At 69.4% G+C, this 18643-nt stretch carries 22 protein-coding genes; 13 read left to right on the top strand and 9 right to left on the bottom strand.

The window, feature by feature from the left end:
• Positions 1 to 36 precede the first annotated feature (36 nt).
• Positions 37 to 423, top strand: coding sequence for a DUF732 domain-containing protein (locus ABZ195_RS27420; RefSeq protein ID WP_355223048.1), 387 nt, complete (start codon positions 37 to 39; stop codon positions 421 to 423).
• Here the strand turns inward: ABZ195_RS27420 and ABZ195_RS27415 are convergent.
• Positions 391 to 1194: an SGNH/GDSL hydrolase family protein gene (locus tag ABZ195_RS27415; RefSeq protein WP_355223047.1), complete on the bottom strand. Its 804-nt coding sequence runs from the start codon at positions 1192 to 1194 to the stop codon at positions 391 to 393. The genes ABZ195_RS27420 and ABZ195_RS27415 overlap by 33 nt on opposite strands.
• Before the next feature lie 47 nt (positions 1195 to 1241).
• Here ABZ195_RS27415 and ABZ195_RS27410 point away from each other — a divergent pair, with 47 nt between their 5' ends.
• Both ABZ195_RS27410 and ABZ195_RS27405 read left to right on the top strand, forming a co-directional pair.
• Positions 1242 to 1853, top strand: coding sequence for a GIY-YIG nuclease family protein (locus tag ABZ195_RS27410; protein WP_355223046.1), 612 nt, complete (start codon positions 1242 to 1244; stop codon positions 1851 to 1853).
• 4 nt (positions 1854 to 1857) lie between these two features.
• Positions 1858 to 2325, top strand: coding sequence for an NUDIX domain-containing protein (locus ABZ195_RS27405; RefSeq protein ID WP_355223045.1), 468 nt, complete (start codon positions 1858 to 1860; stop codon positions 2323 to 2325).
• A gap of 3 nt (positions 2326 to 2328) precedes the next feature.
• Here the strand turns inward: ABZ195_RS27405 and ABZ195_RS27400 are convergent, their stop codons facing one another.
• The 4 genes from ABZ195_RS27400 to malQ all read right to left on the bottom strand — a co-directional run bounded on the left by ABZ195_RS27400 (position 2329) and on the right by malQ (position 7053).
• The gene (locus tag ABZ195_RS27400) at positions 2329 to 3426 is read right to left on the bottom strand and encodes a PDR/VanB family oxidoreductase (protein ID WP_355223044.1); all 1098 of its coding nucleotides are present in this window, start codon (positions 3424 to 3426) and stop codon (positions 2329 to 2331) included.
• Complete coding sequence (locus ABZ195_RS27395) at positions 3426 to 4328, bottom strand: metal-dependent hydrolase (protein WP_355223043.1); 903 nt, start codon at positions 4326 to 4328, stop codon at positions 3426 to 3428. The genes ABZ195_RS27400 and ABZ195_RS27395 overlap by 1 nt, the downstream gene beginning before the upstream one ends.
• 89 nt (positions 4329 to 4417) lie before the next feature.
• A complete protein-coding gene (locus ABZ195_RS27390; RefSeq protein ID WP_355223042.1) occupies positions 4418 to 4837 on the bottom strand; it encodes a hypothetical protein in 420 nt (139 codons plus the stop codon).
• A 65-nt stretch (positions 4838 to 4902) separates the two neighbouring features.
• A complete protein-coding gene (gene malQ / locus ABZ195_RS27385; protein WP_355223041.1) occupies positions 4903 to 7053 on the bottom strand; it encodes a 4-alpha-glucanotransferase in 2151 nt (716 codons plus the stop codon).
• Positions 7054 to 7101: 48 nt separating this feature from the next.
• Between malQ and ABZ195_RS27380 the strand changes: the two genes are divergently transcribed.
• Positions 7102 to 8292 (top strand): MFS transporter, encoded by a 1191-nt coding sequence (locus ABZ195_RS27380; RefSeq protein ID WP_355223040.1) that lies wholly within the window; start codon positions 7102 to 7104, stop codon positions 8290 to 8292.
• Here the strand turns inward: ABZ195_RS27380 and ABZ195_RS27375 are convergent.
• Positions 8264 to 8590 carry a multidrug efflux SMR transporter gene (locus ABZ195_RS27375; RefSeq protein WP_355223039.1) on the bottom strand — a complete coding sequence of 109 codons (327 nt, stop codon included), beginning with the start codon at positions 8588 to 8590 and terminating at the stop codon, positions 8264 to 8266. The genes ABZ195_RS27380 and ABZ195_RS27375 overlap by 29 nt on opposite strands.
• Positions 8587 to 8922 carry an SMR family transporter gene (locus ABZ195_RS27370; protein ID WP_355223038.1) on the bottom strand — a complete coding sequence of 112 codons (336 nt, stop codon included), beginning with the start codon at positions 8920 to 8922 and terminating at the stop codon, positions 8587 to 8589. The genes ABZ195_RS27375 and ABZ195_RS27370 overlap by 4 nt, the downstream gene beginning before the upstream one ends.
• Before the next feature lie 172 nt (positions 8923 to 9094).
• Between ABZ195_RS27370 and ABZ195_RS27365 the strand changes: the two genes are divergently transcribed.
• The 6 genes from ABZ195_RS27365 (at position 9095) to ABZ195_RS27340 (ending at position 15018) form a co-directional block, all read left to right on the top strand.
• Entirely contained in the window at positions 9095 to 9742 is a 648-nt protein-coding gene (locus ABZ195_RS27365) for a vWA domain-containing protein (protein ID WP_355223037.1), read from the top strand.
• The gene (locus ABZ195_RS27360; protein ID WP_355223036.1) at positions 9739 to 11304 is read left to right on the top strand and encodes a carboxylesterase/lipase family protein; all 1566 of its coding nucleotides are present in this window, start codon (positions 9739 to 9741) and stop codon (positions 11302 to 11304) included. Before ABZ195_RS27365 ends, ABZ195_RS27360 begins: the two co-directional genes overlap by 4 nt.
• A 28-nt stretch (positions 11305 to 11332) precedes the next feature.
• On the top strand, positions 11333 to 12187 hold the full coding sequence (locus tag ABZ195_RS27355) for a sterol desaturase family protein (protein ID WP_355223073.1): 855 nt from the start codon (positions 11333 to 11335) through the stop codon (positions 12185 to 12187).
• A gap of 22 nt (positions 12188 to 12209) precedes the next feature.
• Positions 12210 to 13616 carry an FAD-dependent oxidoreductase gene (locus ABZ195_RS27350; RefSeq protein ID WP_355223035.1) on the top strand — a complete coding sequence of 469 codons (1407 nt, stop codon included), beginning with the start codon at positions 12210 to 12212 and terminating at the stop codon, positions 13614 to 13616.
• Positions 13617 to 13710: 94 nt separating this feature from the next.
• Positions 13711 to 14379, top strand: a complete 669-nt coding sequence (locus tag ABZ195_RS27345; protein WP_355223034.1) for a hypothetical protein — start codon at positions 13711 to 13713, stop codon at positions 14377 to 14379.
• A 6-nt stretch (positions 14380 to 14385) separates the two neighbouring features.
• Positions 14386 to 15018 carry a hypothetical protein gene (locus ABZ195_RS27340; protein WP_355223033.1) on the top strand — a complete coding sequence of 211 codons (633 nt, stop codon included), beginning with the start codon at positions 14386 to 14388 and terminating at the stop codon, positions 15016 to 15018.
• Between the two features lie 3 nt (positions 15019 to 15021).
• On the opposite strand, the gene ABZ195_RS27335 is transcribed toward ABZ195_RS27340, so the two are convergent.
• The gene (locus tag ABZ195_RS27335; protein ID WP_355223032.1) at positions 15022 to 15459 is read right to left on the bottom strand and encodes a nitroreductase/quinone reductase family protein; all 438 of its coding nucleotides are present in this window, start codon (positions 15457 to 15459) and stop codon (positions 15022 to 15024) included.
• Positions 15460 to 15571: 112 nt separating this feature from the next.
• Between ABZ195_RS27335 and ABZ195_RS27330 the strand changes: the two genes are divergently transcribed.
• Genes ABZ195_RS27330 through ABZ195_RS27320 form a run of 3 tightly spaced genes read left to right on the top strand, consistent with a single transcriptional unit; the run spans position 15572 to position 18252 of the window.
• Positions 15572 to 16267 carry a TetR/AcrR family transcriptional regulator gene (locus ABZ195_RS27330; RefSeq protein WP_355223031.1) on the top strand — a complete coding sequence of 232 codons (696 nt, stop codon included), beginning with the start codon at positions 15572 to 15574 and terminating at the stop codon, positions 16265 to 16267.
• A gap of 45 nt (positions 16268 to 16312) precedes the next feature.
• Complete coding sequence (locus ABZ195_RS27325; protein ID WP_355223030.1) at positions 16313 to 16807, top strand: VOC family protein; 495 nt, start codon at positions 16313 to 16315, stop codon at positions 16805 to 16807.
• A gap of 2 nt (positions 16808 to 16809) precedes the next feature.
• Positions 16810 to 18252, top strand: coding sequence for an FAD-binding protein (locus ABZ195_RS27320; RefSeq protein WP_355223072.1), 1443 nt, complete (start codon positions 16810 to 16812; stop codon positions 18250 to 18252).
• Here ABZ195_RS27320 and ABZ195_RS27315 read toward each other — a convergent pair.
• On the bottom strand, positions 18249 to 18643 hold a 395-nt coding region (locus ABZ195_RS27315; RefSeq protein ID WP_355223029.1), incomplete at its 5' end, for an HNH endonuclease signature motif containing protein. The two genes, ABZ195_RS27320 and ABZ195_RS27315, sit on opposite strands and share 4 nt — an antisense overlap.

Here is an 18643-nt window from a genome sequence, read left to right as displayed (position 1 = left end):
TCGGCCGGCGACGGAGTTTCGCCGTACGCTCCACGTGTGGACAGCACCTCGACGATGGCCCGGATCGCACTCGTGACCGGCGGAGCCATCTGCGCCGCCCTGGTGGCGGCCGCCCCCGCCTCGGCGGACCCGACCTCGGACTTCATCAACTCGATCGACAGTGCGGGCATCGGCAGCGTCGACCCCGGGCAGGCCGCCGACCTCGGTCGGTCGGTGTGCCCGATGCTGGCGCAGCCCGGCCAGGACATGGCCGACACCGCCTCCCACGTCGCCGACGCCGGTGGCATGTCGCTGGGCCCGGCGACGATGTTCACCGGGCTCGCGATCTCCGCGTTCTGCCCCGCTGCGATGAGCTCGCTCGCCAACGGCGAGTCGCCGATTCCGCTGGGCCTACTCGGTGGCCTCGGCGGCTTCGGCAACTAGCGCGACCGGCGTCAGCACGGGGCGCTTGGCCACGCGCCCGTTGCCGTTGGACAAGCCACGCAGGTGTCGCCAGATCCACGGCATCAGCAGATTCTGCGTCCACAACAGCTGCGAGTACATCCGCGACTGAAGGCCGGGCCTGACCACCTCGGTCTTCGACACGGCCCAATCATGGCTGCTGCCAGGCAAACCGAGCGCCTCCGCGGCCGCCGCGGCGAACAGCTCGTGGCCAGCCGGGGAGCCGTGCACGCGGTCCGGGCTCCACACGCCGGGGTCGGCCATCGACTCCGCCCCGTACAGGTCGACCAAGCGGAAGCCGTGCCGGGCCGCCGCCGCGCGGACCACCGCGTTCATTTGCCGCACCCGCGCTCCCAGGATGCGCCCGACCGGCAGGATCTGCTCGAGGTCGGGAAACGTGGTGGTGACGACGGTGGCGCCGGTCTCCGCGAGCCGATCGTGCAGCAGGTCGACGTCGGCCAGCGCGGTGGCGAAGGACTTGCCCGGCCGGGTGACGTCGTTCATCCCGATGCAACTGGTGATCAGGTCCGGCGTCATCGCCACGGCCGCGGGCAGCTGGTGGTCGAGCACGTCGCGGATGCGGCGGCCGCGGACGGCGAGATTGGCGTAGAGGACTCCGGGATTCAGCTCCTCCAGCCGGGCCGCCAGCCGATCGGCGAAGCCCGCGACGCCCGTCTCGTCATCACCGTCCCACAGGCCCTCGGTCTGGCTGTCGCCGAGGGCGACGTATCGCAGATACGACTGGTTCGCCACGAGGGCACTCTAGCGGCGTCTGCGGCCGGCTGTGAAAGGCTGAGGGCATGCCTGACGCACCTCGCCCCGACTCCGTCGCGGGTTTTCTTGACGCACAGCGATTTACACGCGAGCAGGTGTTCGCCGAGCCCAGCCCCGTCCCGAAGGCGCCCGGCGCCTACGGGTGGTGGTTCCGCACCCTGCCGGCGGTCGTCGACGCAACCGGATGCGAGGTGCGTGACGGGATGACCCTGCTGCACGTCGGCATCAGTCCGACGCCCCCGCCCGCGAGCGGCAAGCGACCCGTCAGCCAGGATTTGCACAAGCGCATCCGGTACCACTTCGGCGGCGCCCGAGGCAACGCCGACGGCTCCTCGCTGCGCAAGACCCTCGGGGTGCTGCTCGCCGGTGAGCTGGGCCTCGAACTGCGCCGCGTCGGCGCCGGAAAGCAGATCACGCTCGCCGGCGGCGAGGCCACGCTCAACCGGTGGATGTCCGACAACACCGAGGTGTCCTGGGTGGTGCGTCCCGAGCCGTGGGTGTTCGAGGAGGAGCTGACGAAGCACCTGGTGCTGCCGCTGAACTTGCAGGGCGACAGCGATTTTCACCAGGAACTCAAACGCCTGCGGCGCGACGCGATGGCCAAGGCCAACAAGCTTCGCATCCTCAAGGAGTGGTGATCCCATGCCCAGGATGAGCGCGGGTCTGCTGCTGTACCGACGCGGCCCCGAAGGCTACGAGGTGCTCATCGGCCACCCCGGCGGCCCGTTCTGGGCCCGCAAGGACGAGGCCGCGTGGTCGATCCCCAAGGGGGAGTACACCGACGACGAGGACCCGTGGGCGGCCGCCCAACGCGAATTCCGCGAGGAGATCGGCCTTCCCGTCCCCGACGGGCCGCGGGCGGACCTGCCGCCGGTCAAGCAATCCGGCGGCAAGGTCGTCACGGCGTTCGCCGTGGAGGCCGACCTCGACGTCACCGACAGCGTCAGCAACACCTTCGACATGGAGTGGCCCAAGGGGTCCGGCGTCGTCAAGCAATTCCCGGAACTGGACCGGGTGGGATGGTTCTCCGTCGAGCAGGCTCGGGAGAAACTGCTCAAGGGGCAGCGCCCATTGCTGGATGCGTTGCTGGCTCACCTCGCCGCGGCGTGAGCTCTACAGGTCGAGGGTCAGCGCGTCCCCAGCCGCCCGGGAGACGCAGATCAGCATCATCCCGGCCTCGCGTTCGGGGTCGGTGAGCAACGTGTCGCGGTGGTCGACCTCGCCGCCGAGCACCCGCACGCGACACGTCCCGCAGAACCCCTGCTGACACGAGTAGGGCGCATGTACGCCCTCGCGCTTGAGCGCCGTCAACAGCGTCTCGTCGGCGCCGACCCGAACCGCGTCGCCCGTCGAGGCAACCGACACGGAGAATTCGTTGCCGTCGACGACCGGGGGAGCGGCGAAGCGCTCGAAGTGCAGTTCGACGTCGTCACGGCCGGCCAGCGCCGACCGCAGACCGGTCAGCACCGGGGCGGGGCCGCAGGCGTAGACCGTGGTGCCGCCCGGGCAGTCACCCAGGAGTTCGGCGGGCGTCGGCAGACCGGACTCGTCGTCGGTGCGGATCCGGATGCGGTCACCGAAGCGGGCCAGCTCCTCGAGGAACGGCAGGGTGTCGCGTCGGCGGCCGGTGTAGATCATCGACCACTCCACGCCCAGGGTCTCCGCCTGGGCGAGCATCGGCAGGATCGGGGTGATGCCGATGCCACCGGCGATGAACCGAAACCGTTGTGCCGGTGAGCCGTACCCCGGCACGGTCAGCGGGAACGCATTGCGGGGACCGCTGGTGGTGATCGTCGATCCGACCACCAGGTCGTCGTGCACCTCGACCGACCCGCCACCGCCGGTAGGGATGCGGCGCACCGCGATTCGGTACGACGCGGTGACGGCGGGATCGCCGCACAGCGAGTATTGCCGTACCCGGCCGCTGGGCAGGTGCACGTCGAGGTGCGCCCCGGGATGCCAGCGTGGCAGTTCCCCGCCGGCGGGTGCGGTGAGCGTCAGCGCGATCACGTCCTGATCGTGGGCGACGACCCGGCGATCGGCCACCACGAGTTGGAAGTCGCGCGAGACGGCGGGCAGCGGGGCCGGATTTCGCACGGCGGCAGACAGATTGAAGAATCCGGTCAGGACGCTCGCCGCCAGACCCAGCGGCAGGTCGTGGCGAGTGCGCCCGGACGTACTCGGCGGCACGTCCCGCAAGCGCGCGAACATCAGAGGTGAGCGGCCCGGGCCGCGGGGGAGCTGGCGAGGTAGGCCACGGCTTGGGCCGTCGACCCCATGTCGTCGGGCGTGAATCCCGGCCGGAAGTACGTGAAGGTGTTGGACCCGAACAACTTTCGGTACTTCGGCAGCAGGCCGAGCTTCGAGTCGCGCAGTCGCAGGCGTTGCATCTCGAACCAGCCCAGTTCGACGCCGGGATCGCTCTTCGAGAGGTACCAGAGGCCGCGCTGGAAGAACGTCGCCATCAGGATCACCGCGATCGACATGGCGCGGATGCGGTCGAGATAGCTGTCGTGAAAGTAGTGCGCGACGTCATGGGCCACCATGCGATGCTCGACCTCTTCGCTGCCGTGCCAACGGAACAGGTCCACCATCGTCGGGTCCGCGCCGTGGTCGTCCCAGGTGCAGTTCAGCGAGAAGTCGCCGAGGACCGCGGTGTAGTGCTCGATCGCGGCGATCAGCCACAACCGGTCGCACAGGTGGTTGAGCTTGCGCTTGGGGTCGGTGATCGACGGATCCGGAGCCAGCACCTTCTCGAAGACGTACTCGACCTGGTCGAGGATCGGTTTCACGTCGACTCCGTGGCCGACCATGTACTCGTGGAGCACCTTGTCGTGCACATCGGCGTGGGTGGCCTCCTGGCCGATGAACCCGCGCATGTCCTCCGCCAGTTTCGGATCCTTCACCAGTGGCAGCGCCTCGTTGTACGCCGCGACGAACCAGCGTTCGGCGGCAGGCAGGATCACGTTGAGCAGGCTGATCATGTTCGATGCCACCGGATGGTCGGGAATCCAGTGCAGGGGGACGTCGTCGACCCCGAAGTGCACCCGCCGGGCCTGAATCTGCACCGGACCGGGGTCGATCACCGTGTGGAAGCGTCGTGGTCGCAGCATCGCGTGCCCCTTCGTCGTCGTGTGACGTCACGAGAGTCTACGCGGCTCGCAGCTTTATGTGGGAACGCGGGTACCGGCTTGCCGAGGCGTCAGCCGACGGGGACCGGGACCCCAATGGGGCCGCCGTAGGTGCCCTGACCGCCGCCCGTGGACGTGCCCGGGGCCGGGGCGGCCGGAGCCGCCACATCGCCCGCCGCGTCCTTGGCCGCTGCGGTGGTGCAGTCCAGCGTGAGGATCATTCGGCTCTTCAGCGCCTTCTGCTGGCTGACGATGCACTGGGACTGCGGCAGGTCGCTGCCGAACGAGCCGCCGAAGGACGCCCGCAGACCCTGGCTCTTCAGGATGCTGACGGCCTTGTAATACGGCTCGCCGACGACGTTCGCCGAGGCGCCGGTGGCCGGAGCGGCGCCGGCGACGGCCGGACCGAACAGGGCGACCGACGCGAGGGCCGTCGAAGCGATGGCTGGTACGACGAGCCCGATGGCTCCCAGACCGATGATCTTCTTCACGTGCCCTCCGAGTGTCGCGGTGCGGCTGCGAACATATCGCAGTTCAGCCTCTTGAGAAACTTCGGTCACTCGCGTGCCGGTGTTACCTGGGCACGCATGACCTCGGCCAGCGCCGCCGCCCGAGCGCTGGTGAACACGTCCTCGACCAGCAGTTCCCTGCCGTCCGGACCGGCCAGTTTGACCCGCCAGTTCGGATATTCGTCGGTGGTGCCCGGCTGATTCTGGGCTCGCAGGTCCCCGACGGCGTCCGGAAGTGCCAGCGCGAGCAGGCGCGACGGCGTCCGCCCCAGGTACTCGTACAAGGCGCTGACGATCTCCTGGATGCTCGGGTCCTCACCCAGCAGACCCATGGCGCGCAGCTCGGCCAGCCAGGCCGCCTGCTCGGCCTGGTCCTCGGCGAGCTCATCGGCCGCCGGCCGCGTCAGCAACCCCAGCTCCTCGCGGATGCGGACGTGCTCACCGGCCAGGTAACCCGCAGTCGGCGGCAGGTCGTGCGTCGTCACCGACGACAGGCAGAACTCCCGCCACCTCCGCGGCGGCAGTGGTCCACCGGCTGGACCGCCACCCCCGTCGCGGTCCAGCTCGAACCACAGGATCGACGTGCCGAGCAAACCGCGCTCGGCCAGGTAGTCCCGGACCCACGGTTCGACGGTCCCGAGGTCCTCCCCGACGACGACGGCGCCGGACCGCTGGGCCTCCAGCGCGACGATTCCGATCAACGCCTCGTGGTCGTAGCGGACGTAGGTGCCCTCTGTCGGATCGGCGCCCTGGGGAATCCACCACAACCGGAACAACCCGATGACGTGGTCGATCCGGATCCCGCCCGCATGCCGCAGCAGCGCGTTGACCAGAGCACGAAATGGCTCGTACCCCTGCTCGGTCAAGCGATCCGGCCGCCACGGCGGCTGCGACCAGTCCTGGCCCAGCTGGTTGTACTCGTCGGGCGGCGCGCCGACGCTGACCCCGAGTGCCAGGGTCTCCTGTAGCGCCCACGCGTCGGCGCCGTCGGGATCCACCCCCACGGCCAGATCGTGCATCACGCCCAGCGCCATGCCGGATTGCACGGCCGTCGCCTGGGCGGCCGTGAGCTGATCGTCGAGCTGCCACTGCAGCCATCGGTGGAAGTCGACGGCCTCGGCGCGCTTGGCCGCGAACGCCGCCACCGCGGGGCTGCCCGGGTGGCGCAACTCCTCGGGCCACCGATGCCAGTCGGCGCCGTGCTTCTCGGCCAGCGCACACCAGATGGCGAAGTCGTCGAGATTGCGGCCCTCCCGCGCCCGGTAGGCGGCGTAGGCCAGTTCACGGCCCGCGGAGCGCTTGACGCGGTAGACCGCCCGCAGCGCCGCCCGCTTGATCTTCCACGTCGAGTCGCGGTCGATCAGGGCGGACTTCTTGGCCCGACCCTGCGCGACCGAGCGCGCCTTGCGCAGGTCCCCGCGGTCGGCGACGTAGGCGAACTCGGGAATGGCCTCCACCCGCAGATAGATCGGGTTGACGAAGCGTCGAGAGGTCGGCAAGTACGGCGACGGCTCCATCGGCGCCACCGGGGCGGCCGCGTGCAACGGGTTGACCAGGATGTAACCGGCCCCGTACCGGGTGGCCGACCATACCGCCAAATCGGTCAGGTCCGTCAGGTCACCGATGCCCCACGACCTCTCCGAGCGCACGCTGTACAGCTGGGTGGCCAGGCCCCAGGTGCGACCTCCGCCGAGGGAGGCCGGCAGCGTCGCCGCGTCGGGGACCACGATCAGCGCGGCGTTCGCCTCGACCCCGCCGGCGTCGACGTGCAAGCGGTGGTAGCCGGTCGGCAGGTCTGCGGGCAGTTCGAAGCTGGCCTCACCGACGAGCCGGCCGTCGAATTCGCGGGGCGGGGTGTCGTTGACCAGCTGACGAAGCCCGGTGCGCACGGTGCCGTCCTCCAGCCGAAGCCACCCCCGCACCGGATCGCCGTGGGTGACGTGCACCCAGAACGCCGCCGCCCGACCTGTGCGGGTGACGACGGTCGGGGGAAGCACGCGTCGCCAGTGCTCCTCGTCGAGGGCGCCCAGCGCACGCTGCCGGTCCTCCTCGGTGCCCGCCGCGACGCCGAGCGCGCCTAGCACCGAGACCAGCGTCGACTCCGAGACCACCCGGTGTCCGCCCGTCCAATCGTCGTAGGTGACCGCCACGCCGTAGCGGTTGGCGAGTTCGACCAGGGAGCCGGCCAGTTCAGTCATGGGGGTGATCTTGCCGGTTCGGGTGCGCCCGCGCGCACCCGTATCGTCGTGGCAGTGGTGACAGTCGACGTCGAGCGTCGCACCCGCAGGGCCCGGATCGCCGTCTCGGCGATGTTCCTCACCAACGGCGCCATCTTCGCGAACCTGGTGCCGCGCTTCCCGGAACTGAAGACCGAACTGGCCCTGTCCAACACCACCTATGGCGTCGTGGTCGCCGCCTTTCCGGTCGGTGCGCTGGTCGCCGGACTGACCGCCGGCGCGGTGATCCGCAGGCTTACCTCGGCCCGCACCGCGGTGCTGTGCACCGTCGGCATCGCCCTGCTGGTCTTCGCGGCCGGCCTCGCGACCACGCCGATGCTGCTGGCGGTTCTGCTGTTCGGCGGCGGGGCGTGCGACGCGGTTACCGACGTCGCGCAGAACACCCACGGCCTACGGGTGCAGCGCGCCTACGGCCGGTCGATCATCAACTCACTGCACGCCGTGTGGTCCGTCGGCGCGGTTCTCGGGGCGGGCATGGCCGCCGGGGCGATCGCCCTGGGCATCCCCATCGGCGTCCACCTCGGCGTCAGCGCTGCCGTGTTCATCGGTGTGGCACTCGCGGCCTACCCGTTTCTGCTGACGGGTAGGGATCAGCCCGACGACCCCGCCGCCGACGATGGCACCGCGGGGCGGGCCGGCTGGCGGGTGTACGGCGCCCTGCTGCTGCTCGTGCTGATCGCCATCGGCGGAGCCGTCATCGAGGACGCCGGAAGTTCGTGGGCGGCGCTCTATCTCGGCGGTCTCGGCGCACCGGGGGCGATTGCCGCGCTGGGCTACGTCGGACTGCTCGGTGCCCAGGTGATCGGGCGGGTGTCGGGAGACCGGATGGTCGACCGCTTCGGGGTACGCGCCGTCGCGCGCGGAGGTGGCCTGCTCGTCGCGGCCGGCATGGGACTGGCGCTGGCCGTCCCGACGGTGCCCGGCACCATTGCCGGGTTCGCCGCCGCGGGCATCGGCGCCGCGACGTCCATTCCCGCGGCCATGCACGCGGCCGATCGGCTGCCCGGTCTGCGGGCGGGTGCCGGCCTGACCGCGCTGGCCTGGCTGATGCGCCTTGGCTTCGTGGGTGCACCACCGCTGGTCGGCATCGTCTCCGACGCGACCAGCCTGCGCATCGGCCTGCTCATCGTCCCCGTCGCCGGGCTGGCCATCGCCGCCGCGGCGGGAGTGCTCAGTGGACGGCGCCAGCCAGCTCGATGACCAGCACACCGGCGATGATGAGCGAGATCCCGACGACCATCTTCCCCGTCAGGGGATCGCCGAAGACGTAGCGCGCGATCACCGCGACCAGTGCGACACCGCACGCCGTCCACACTCCGTAGGCGACGCCCACGGGCATGCCGAGCCGCAACGTCAACCAGAGCAGGTAGAACGACGCCAGGTATCCCGCGACGACGGGCGCGATCCAGGCCCGCTTGCGGAAGCCGTCCGACGCCCGCAACCCGAGCGTCGCGAACACCTCCACGCTGATCGCCAGCGCCAGCACCAACCACGTCATGGCGTGGGGCCCTCCGTGCGCGAGCCGAACTCGACGAACAGCACGCCGGCGATGATGAGACCGATGCCGGCCGCAATCGGCCAGGTGAAGGGATCCCCGAAGACGACCGCCGCCAGCACCGCGGTCGACGCCGTGCCGCATGCACCCCAGATGCCGTAGGTCACGCCGACGGGCACGCCCTCGCGCAACACGAGGGTCAGCAGCGTGAAGGCGCAGGCGTATCCCACCACGACCGCCACCACCCAGACGCCGTGGTCTTGCATCGCCCGCAGCGACAGCGTCGCGGCGACCTCGGACACGATGGCCGCGCCGAGTAGGGCCCACTTGCGCACCTGACGAACGTAGTCCGCGCCGCGGGCCCGTCGGGTGGCGTCGGGTCGTCGGCGCGCCAAATCGTCGACGGTGCGTTTGCTGGCGCGGGTGGATCTCGCGGCGAACCGGTCTGTCGGAGGGCCCAGGTATCGTGGTGGCCGCGTTGTTCCGTGCTTTGCCGAAGGAGTTCTCATGACGAATCCCCAGCGCACGTTGATTGCCGCTCTGCTCGACAGGTCCGGATCGATGGAGACCATCAAGTCCGACACCGAGGGCGGTTTCGACGCGTTGATCGCGACGCAGCGCACGGAGCCGGGGGAGGCGCTGGTGACGCTGGCGCAATTCGACACCGACTACGAGGTCGTCTACGCGAACCGGCCCATCGCCGACGTTGCGCCGCTGGAGCTGCAGCCCCGCGGCGCGACCGCGCTGCTCGACGCCATCGGCCGGCTGATCACCGACGTCGGCGCGGAGTTGGCGGCGATGGAGGAGACCGAGCGGCCCGGCCACGTGATCGTCGTCGTGATGACCGACGGCATGGAGAACTCGAGCCGGGAATGGACGCCCGAGGCGGTGAACGCGGCCATCAAGCGACAGGAGGGCGAGTACTCCTGGTACTTCGTGTTCCTCGGCGCGAACATGGATGCCGTGGCGGTGGGCGCCCGACTGGGATTCTCGGCGGACCGCAGCATGACCTACGACGCGAGCGACCAGGGCGTGGCCTCGGCGATGGCAGCCACCACCAGCTACGTCTCTCGGCAGCGACGGGCGGTGGACGCGATGCCTGCGCCGGGGTTCTCCGAGGCGGACCGGGCCAGCGCTAGGGGAGGCACGCGATGACGGCCGATCCGCGGGTGGGCCGTACTGTCGGCGCTCCGATCGTCGAGACCACCTACGGCCCCGTCCGCGGGGTCGACGACGGAACCGTGAAGTCGTGGCGAGGCGTTCGCTACGCCGCACCCCCGGTAGGCGAGCTGCGTTGGCGGGCACCCCAGCCGCCGCGGCGCTGGACCGACGTCGCGGACGCCTCGCGGGTCGGACCGGCGTGCCATCAGCCCACCGACCCGCGAATACCGCTCGACCTCGGCGCACCGCAGGGTGACGACTCCCTGCTGCTGAACGTGTGGGCGACGTCGGACACCGAGGCCGGCGACGCCAAGCCCGTGATGGTCTGGGTGCATGGCGGCGCCTATGTGCTGGGGTCTGCTGCGCAGAGTCTCTACCGGGGGCGGGCCCTGGCCGGTGGCGGTGCGGTCATCGTCACCGTCAACTACCGGCTCGGCGCGTTCGGCTTCCTGGACCTGTCGTCGTTCAGCACCGACCGCACCCGCTTCGAGAGCAACCTGGGCCTGCGCGACGTGCTGTTCGCCTTGGAATGGGTGCGCGACAACATCACCGCATTCGGCGGGGACCCCGACCGCGTCACACTGTTCGGGGAGTCCGCGGGTGGCGGAATCGTCACCACGCTGCTGGCCAGCCCGGCGGCTCGCGGCCTGTTCTCCGGTGCCATCGCCCAGAGCTCCCCGGTGACCTCGGTCTACGACGCCAGCCGGTCCCGCGGCGTGGCCCGGCAGTTCCTGGAGACCCTCGGCATCGGCCCCGACGAGGTCGACCGTCTGCCCGACGCACCGATGAGCGAGGTGCTGCTGGCCTCCAAGCGGCTGTTCGACGAGGTGCCGGTGCGTTCGCCCGGCACGTTGGCCTACGCGCCGATCGTCGACGGGGATCTCGTGCCCGATTACCCGGTCGACGTCGCGCGCGCAGGCGGGACGCATCCGGTGCCGTTGATCATCGGCACCAACAAGAACGAGGCGGCGCTCTTCCGCTTCATGAAGTCGCCCCTGATGCCCATCACGCCGACGGCCATCAAGTCGATGTTCGACGGCATCGCCTCCGAGCAGCCCAGCCTGCAGTTGCCCAGTGAGGCCGACCTGACGTCGGCCTATCCCGGGCGCGGCAAGACACCCGGCCTTGGCGTCGCCCGCGACATCGGCTTCCGCATGCCGACGATCTGGTTCGCCGAGGGGCACGCCGCCGTCGCACCCGTGTTCACCTACCGGTTCGACTGGTCGACGCCGATGCTGCGCCTGTTGCGACTCGGCGCCGCGCACGCCACCGAATTGCCCTACGTATGGGGCAATCTCGTGGCGGGAAGCAAGGATCCGACGTTCAAGCTGGGTGGGCTCAAGACGGGCACCGCCCTGTCCGAGCGCATCCGCGCCAGATGGATGAACTTCGCGGCGACCGGGGAACCCGCCGGCCCGGCCGGACAGCCCCGCTGGCGGGCCTACCGCGACGACGATCGCGCCACCCTGCTGCTCGACAAGAACGACGTCGTGGTCGAAGATCCCGACCGCCCGCTGCGGGCGGCCTGGGGCGACGACGTGCTGAGCTTCCGCTGAGGCACAGGTGAACTCGCTGCCGCCGCCGATGCGGGATCCGGTGCTGTTCGCGGTGCCGTTCTTCGTGCTGCTGTTGGCGCTGGAGTGGTTCGCGGCGCGCAAGCTCGAGGAGTTGACGGGCGCCGACGAGCGCACGCCGGCCGGGGCGTACCAACGACGCGACGCCGTGGCGAGCATCTCGATGGGGCTGGTGTCGATCGTCACGACCGGCGCCTGGAAGTTCCTTGCCCTGCTCGGCTATGCCGTCGTCTACGCCTACGTTGCGCCCTGGCACCTGCCGTCGACCGCCTGGTACACGTGGGTGGTGGCGTTGGTCGGCGTCGATCTCCTGTTCTACGCCTATCACCGCACGGCACACCGCGTCCGATTGCTCTGGGCCACCCACCAGGCTCATCACTCCAGCCAGTACTTCAACTTCGCCACCGCCCTGCGCCAGAAATGGAACAACAGCGGCGAGATCGTCGCGTGGATTCCTTTGCCGCTGCTGGGAATTCCGCCGTGGATGGTGTTCGCGAGTTTCTCGGTCAACCTCGTCTACCAGTTCTGGGTGCACACCGAGCGCGTCGACCGGATGTGGCGGCCGTTCGAGTACGTGTTCAACACGCCCTCGCATCATCGGGTGCACCACGGGATGGACGCGGAGTACCTCGACAAGAACTACGGCGGCATCCTCATCCTGTGGGACCGGCTGTTCGGCACCTATCGAGATGAGACGTTCCGGCCGCACTACGGGTTGACCAAGCAGGTGTCGACCTTCAACGTCTGGACACTTCAGACCCATGAATACGTCGCCATCGTCCGCGACGTGACCAGGACGGACCGGCTGCGCGACGCCCTCGGGTACGTCTTCGGACCTCCCGGCTGGCGACCGTCACGTCCCTGACGGGCCTCGGTAGGGTTGACGCGTGGAAACCGTCTTCGATGGATACGTCGACCCCGCACTGGTGGAGCGCTCGCTGGCCGGCAGTGCGTTCGGGTCGATGTGGCTGGATCTCGAACGCCCCGAGCGCCCGACGTTGTCTCAGTCGGTGTCGTGCGACCTGCTGGTGGTCGGCGCCGGATACGTCGGACTGTGGACGGCACTGCATGCCGCGCAGCGCGATCCGGATCGGCGCATCGTCGTCATCGACGCCTACCGCGTGGGATGGGCCGCCTCGGGGCGCAACGGCGGGTTCGTCGAGGCCAGCCTGACCCACGGCTACGAGAACGGAAAGACGCGCTGGCCCAACCAGATCGACCAGCTCGTGGCCATGGGCGTGGAGAACCTCGACGGCATGCAGGCCGAGATCGAGCGGCTCGGACTCGACGTCGAGTGGCAGCGCAGCGGGATGCTCGCCGTCGCGACCGAACCGCACCAGGTGACCTGGCTCCACGAATCCGCCGCCGAGGGCGACGGTGAATTCCTCGACGGCGACGCGCTGCGCGCCGAAGTCCACTCGCCGACGTTCCTGGCCGGGTTGCTGGAGCGCGACACGTGCGCGATCGTGCACCCCGCCAAGCTCGCCCTGGAGCTGGCTCGCGCGTGCACCGAGGCCGGCGTCACCATCTACGAGCACACCAACGCAACGGCGCTCAGTTCCGGCACCGCCTCGGTCGAGGTCACCGCGAACGGATCGGTCATCACCGCCAAGCAGGTGGTCCTGGCCACCAACGTCTTCCCGCACCTGTTGCGCCGCAACCGGTTCCACACCGTGCCGGTCTACGACTACGTGCTGTCCACCGAGCCGCTGACCGACGCCCAGGTGCAGAGCATCGGCTGGCAGAACCGGCAGGGGATCGGCGACTCGGCCAACCAGTTCCACTACTACCGGATGACCAAGGACAACCGCATCGTCTTCGGCGGGTACGACGCGGTCTACCACTTCGGCCGCAAGGTCGACGCCAAGTACGAAGACCGGCAGGAGAGCTACCGCAAACTCGCAGCGCACTTCTTCATCACCTTCCCGCAGTTGGAGGACGTCCGCTTCAGCCACCGCTGGGCGGGTGCCATCGACACCAACACCCGCTTCTGTGCGCACTGGGGCCTGGCCCGCGATGATCGGGTCGCCTACGTCAACGGGTTCACCGGCCTCGGCGTCGGCGCTGCCCGGTTCGCCGCCGACGTTTGTCTGGACTTGCTTGGCGGAGTGCCGACGCCACGCACCGAGCTGCAGATGGTGCGACAGAAGCCGCTGCCCTTTCCGCCCGAACCGTTCGCCAGCGTCGGCATCCAGGCGACCCGCTGGTCACTGGATCGGGCCGACCACTCGGCGGGCCGGCGCAACGTGCTGCTGCGTACGCTCGACGCCCTCGGCCTCGGCTTCGACTCCTAGTCGGTGCGGGCCAGCCGTGCCGTCGGTACGCTAACCACCCAATCGACCCTAGCGAGCGGAGACGACGTTGCGCCGAAGGCGTGTGCGTGCAGCGGTGTTGGCCACCGCGTCGGCGGCGTCCCTGGTGTTGCTCGCCGGGCCTGCCGCGGCCGATCCGGGCGTGCTGGTGTACCCCGGCATGGAGATTCGCCAGGGGAACAACCTGTGCACGCTCGGGTTCGTCGACGTCCCGACGCGCACGGCCTACACCGCAGGACATTGCCGCGGTGACGGCGCCGTCACGGACAGTAGCGGCAGGGTCCTGGGACATCAGACGACGTTCCGCGACGACACCCCCAACGGTGCGGTCGTCGCCACCGACCACATGATCTCGGACTGGGAGATCATCGCGTTGGAGCCCGACGTCCAGCTGAACGACATCCTGCCGGGCGGTCGGACGCTGGCCGCCGACCCGGCGATGACGCCGCAGAAGGGGCAGCCCGTGTGTCACTTCGGCGTGGTGACCGGCGAGAGCTGCGGCACCGTGGAGTCGGTCAACAACGGATGGTTCACGATGGCCAACGGCGTGGTCAGCAAGAAGGGAGACTCCGGCGGTCCGGTCTACACCCTCACCGATGACGGGCGCGCCGTCATCGTCGGAATGTTCAACAGCACCTGGGGCGACTATCCCGCCGCGGTGTCGTGGACGGTTACCGATCAGCAGATTCGGCAGGACGTCATCACGTCTGCGGCCGATACCGTGCCGGTCCCACCGGCGGCTTAGGTGCCGATGAGGTACCGGCTGTTCTCGTGGTTCTCCTCGGAGGAGAAGTGGACGGCTCGACGGGTCGCGATCGCGGTGCTGGCCTCGGTCGGCATCCTCGCGGTGGCCAGCACGATCGTCGTCGGTGCGGCGACGGCCTTCATGACCAAGGGGCAGGACCGAAATGCCCAGCGTGCCAACACGACCCCAACCCGGGTGACGCCGGCGGTGATCGGGATCCCGCTGGCGGTGCGGCCGGTCCTATCGCCGCCCTTGGTGGCCAACCCGCAGGACTGCCCGCCCGTTCCGCCGCCGACGCCGCCCGACGCGCCGATCGAGGTGTGCGACGTCGACCGTGCCGCCGTCTACCGGCTCGGCCCGGTGGGGTTGGCGCTGGACCTGACCGGGGCGGGCGAGACGAAGCTGCCCGACGGCGAGTTCCACACCGTGCAGCTGTCGATGACCCCTGCCTCCAGCACCGCGTTCGCGCAGTACACGACGGCCAACGTCGGCAAGCAGCTCGCGTTCGTCCGCGACGGCGTCGTGCTGGCCGCCCCCGTCATCAGTCAGCCCATCGACGGGCAGTCGATCCAGATATCCGGTGAGCTGCGCGCCGAGACGGCCGCCACCATCGCCCGGATGCTGCGCGAAGGCACCTGAGGGTTACCGCAGTTCGAGGATGGGGATGGTCGGTGCGACGGCCCGGACGTGGTCGTCGGACGAGTCGGGGGTCAGCCCTCCGACGTGCCCCTTGACCTCCCAGAACCACCGGTCGAGGTAGCGCCTCAGGAGCTCGGGCTTGGCGTCGTCGGCGATCTCGGTGATCCGCACCGTCCGGCGCCGCCACCGAGGCCCCATCTGCACCTCGCCGGCGGCCCGTGCGTTGCGGACCCACTGGGTGTTGCCTCGCGGGGAGACCACGAAGTCGCGACCGTCGACGGTCATCAGGTTGACCACGACGACCCTGAGCTTGCCGGTCGTGCGACCGCGGACCCGCAGGGCGCGGGTGCCCGCGACGCTGACGCCGGCCTCGGCCAGCCAGCGAAACACGGCGTTGGTTGCGCGCGCGGCCCGATTGGGTTCGTCGTATCGGATCGTCATGGTGTTCTCCTCAAAGTGTTCGGTGATTAGAGAGCGGTGCTCTCATTCGAGGATGGCACGCGCATCCGGCAAAATCAAGAGCAATGCTCTCCATTCGTGCGACACTCGAGCCATGGGCAAGCGCCAAGAGACTCGCGAGCGCATCGAGCGCGAGATCGTCGAAGTGGGCAGGCGGCATCTCGTCACCGACGGCGCCGCGGGCTTGTCGCTGCGTGCCATCGCCCGTGAGCTGGGCATGGTCTCCTCCGCGGTGTACCGCTACGTGGCCAGCCGCGACGACCTGCTGACCCTGCTGATCGTCGATGCCTACACCGACCTCGCCGACACCGTCGACCGGGCTGCGGCCGCGACCCGAGGAGGTTGGCAGGACCGGCTGCTGCAGATGGCGCGCGCCGCCCGCGCCTGGGCGCTGGACCAGCCGGCGAGTTGGGCGCTGATCTACGGCAGCCCGGTGCCCGGCTATCACGCACCCGCCGATGCCACCGTCGGACCCGGCACCCGCGTCGTCGGCGCCCTGCTCGCCGTGGTATCCGACGGGGTAGCCGCGGGTGACGTGCCCGAGGACGGGCCCCGACCGTCGTCGGCGACGTCGAAGGACTTCGACGCCCTCCGTGACGAATTCCCGTTCGCCGGAGGGGATGCGGCGATGCTGAAGGGCTTCCTGCTGTGGGCGGCGCTGGTCGGGGCGATCAGCCTTGAGGCGTTCGGGCAATACGGCGCGGACACGCTCTCGGATCCCGCCGACGTGTTCGATGGACAGATTCGCCTGGTCGTCGCCGCGATGACGGGCGCCCACGCGCCGAACTAGAACACGTTCTAGCCACGGGTGGCCGCCGGGGATATCCTCGATGCGATGCCTGACCAGACACCTGTCCAGATCGCCTGGGTGACCCGCGACCTCGGCGCCACCGAGACGGCGCTGACGCAGCTGATGGGCGCCAGGAAGTGGGTGCGGATGCCCGACGTGCACTTCGGCCCGGACACCTGCATCCACCGCGGCCGGCCTGCCGACTACGTCGCCCACGTGTCGTTGTCCTACGCGGGAGACACCCAGCTCGAACTCATCGAACCCGTCCGCGGCGAGAGCGTCTACACCGAGTTCCTCGACGCCTCCGGACCCGGTCTGCACCACGTCGCGATCGAAGCCGACGACCAGGCCCACTTCGAGACGATCCTGGACGACGCCGAACGCGACGGCGCGTCGGTCGTGTCGCGCGGCACCATGCCCGGCGGGATGAGCTTCGCCTATCTGTCGGCCGCCCAGGCTGGCGTGCCCTACCTCGAGGTCGCGCACGTCCCGTCCGAGATCCGAGCCTTCTTCGACTACGTGAAACAGGAGCAAGCGTGAGCATGCAGATCCCCGACGCCGTCGACGCCGCGACCGTGGCCGACTGGTCCGACGAGGTCGACGTCGTCGTGGTCGGCTTCGGCATCGCCGGGGGCTGTGCCGCGGTCAGCGCGGCCACGGCCGGCGCACGGGTGGTGCTGCTGGAGCGGGCCGCCGTCGCGGGCGGCACCACCTCGATGGCCGGCGGCCACTTCTACCTCGGCGGCGGCACCGCGGTGCAGAAGGCCACCAATCATCACGACACCCCCGACGCCATGTACGACTACCTCGTCGCCACGGCCCGCGACCCCGAACTCGACAAGATCCGCGCCTACTGCGACGGCAGCGTGGAGCACTTCGACTGGCTCGAGGATCTCGGCTTCGAGTTCGAGCGCAGTTACTACCCGGGCAAGGTCGTGGTGCCACCCGGCACCGAGGGCCTGTCCTACACGGGCAACGAGAAGGTGTGGCCCTTCTTCGAGCAGGCGCCGCCCGCCCCCCGCGGACACTCCGTGCCCATGCCCGGCGAACTGGGTGGCGCGGCGATGGTGATCGAACTCTTGGTCAAACGCGCCGCCGAATTGGGCGTCGACGTCCGTTACGAGACCGGAGCCACGGCGCTGGTCGTCGAGGACGGGGCCGTGGTCGGCTTGTCCTGGAAGCACTTCGAGGACACCGGCTCGATACGCGCCAAGGGGGTCGTCATCGCCGCGGGCGGATTCGTGATGAACCCCGAGATGGTCGCGACGTTCACCCCGAAACTCGCCGAGAAGCCGTTCGTCCTGGGCAGCACCTACGACGACGGACTCGGCATCCGCCTCGGCGAATCGGTCGGCGGGGCCACCAAGCACATGGACCAGATCTTCGTGACCGCACCGCCGTACCCGCCGGAGATCCTGCTCACCGGGATCATCGTCAACAAGGACGGCCAGCGGTTCGTCGCCGAGGACTCCTATCACTCGCGTACGTCGGCCTTCGTGATGGAACAGCCCGACAGTGCGGCCTTCCTCATCGTCGACGAGGACCATTTGGAACGCCCCGAGGTGCCTCTCATCCCGCTGATCGACGGGTGGGAGACCGTCGAGGAGATGGAGGCCGCGCTCGACATTCCGACGGGCAACCTGGTGCGAACACTCAACCGCTACAACGAGTTCGCAGCCAAGGGGGAGGATCCCGACTTTCACAAGCAGCCCGAATTCCTCGCCGCGCAAGACAAGGGGCCATGGGGCGCGTTCGACCTGTCCTTGGGCAAGGCGATGTATGCCGGGTTCACCATGGGCGGGCTCGCCACGTCGCTGGACGGCGAGGTGCTCCGGGCCGACGGCACCGTGGTGACCGGTCTGTACGCCGCAGGTGCCTGCGCTTCGAACATCGCCCAGGACGGCAAGGGGTATTGCAGCGGAACGCAATTGGGCGAGGGGTCCTTCTTTGGCCGCCGCGCCGGTGAACACGCCGCCGCGCGCTAACGAGTCGGGTCATGTTGGTCCGGAGGTAGGGGTCGATCGCGCTCCCGAGTGATGCGGTTGGCGTGGTCTTGGGCGCGGGTGGTTCTGCGGCGCGGCATGGTGAGTCCGGTGGTGTGAGCCGTGGGTCTGCCGTTCGTCGTCACCGTGGCAGTAGGTCTACTCAGTTCGGGGAACAGCAGCCAGCTGCCGGGTGTGGTGATGAATTCGTGGCCACCCGGCGCAGTCCAGATTACCGTGCCGTCGTCGAGTTGCCAGTCCCGCCAACCGTTCTCGCCACCCCAGAACGTCTTGAGCAAGTGGTGTCGACGGCATAGGCATTTGAGGTTGGACGCCGCGGTCGGTCCGTGCGGCCACGCAATCGTATGATCCACATCGCAATTCGTGGCGGGCA

This window comes from Mycobacterium sp. NPDC006124 (assembly GCF_040614235.1).
Classification (GTDB): domain Bacteria; phylum Actinomycetota; class Actinomycetes; order Mycobacteriales; family Mycobacteriaceae; genus Mycobacterium.
The sequence above is the reverse complement of the archived record's forward strand: the minus strand, read 5'-3'. Positions and strand labels throughout refer to the sequence as shown.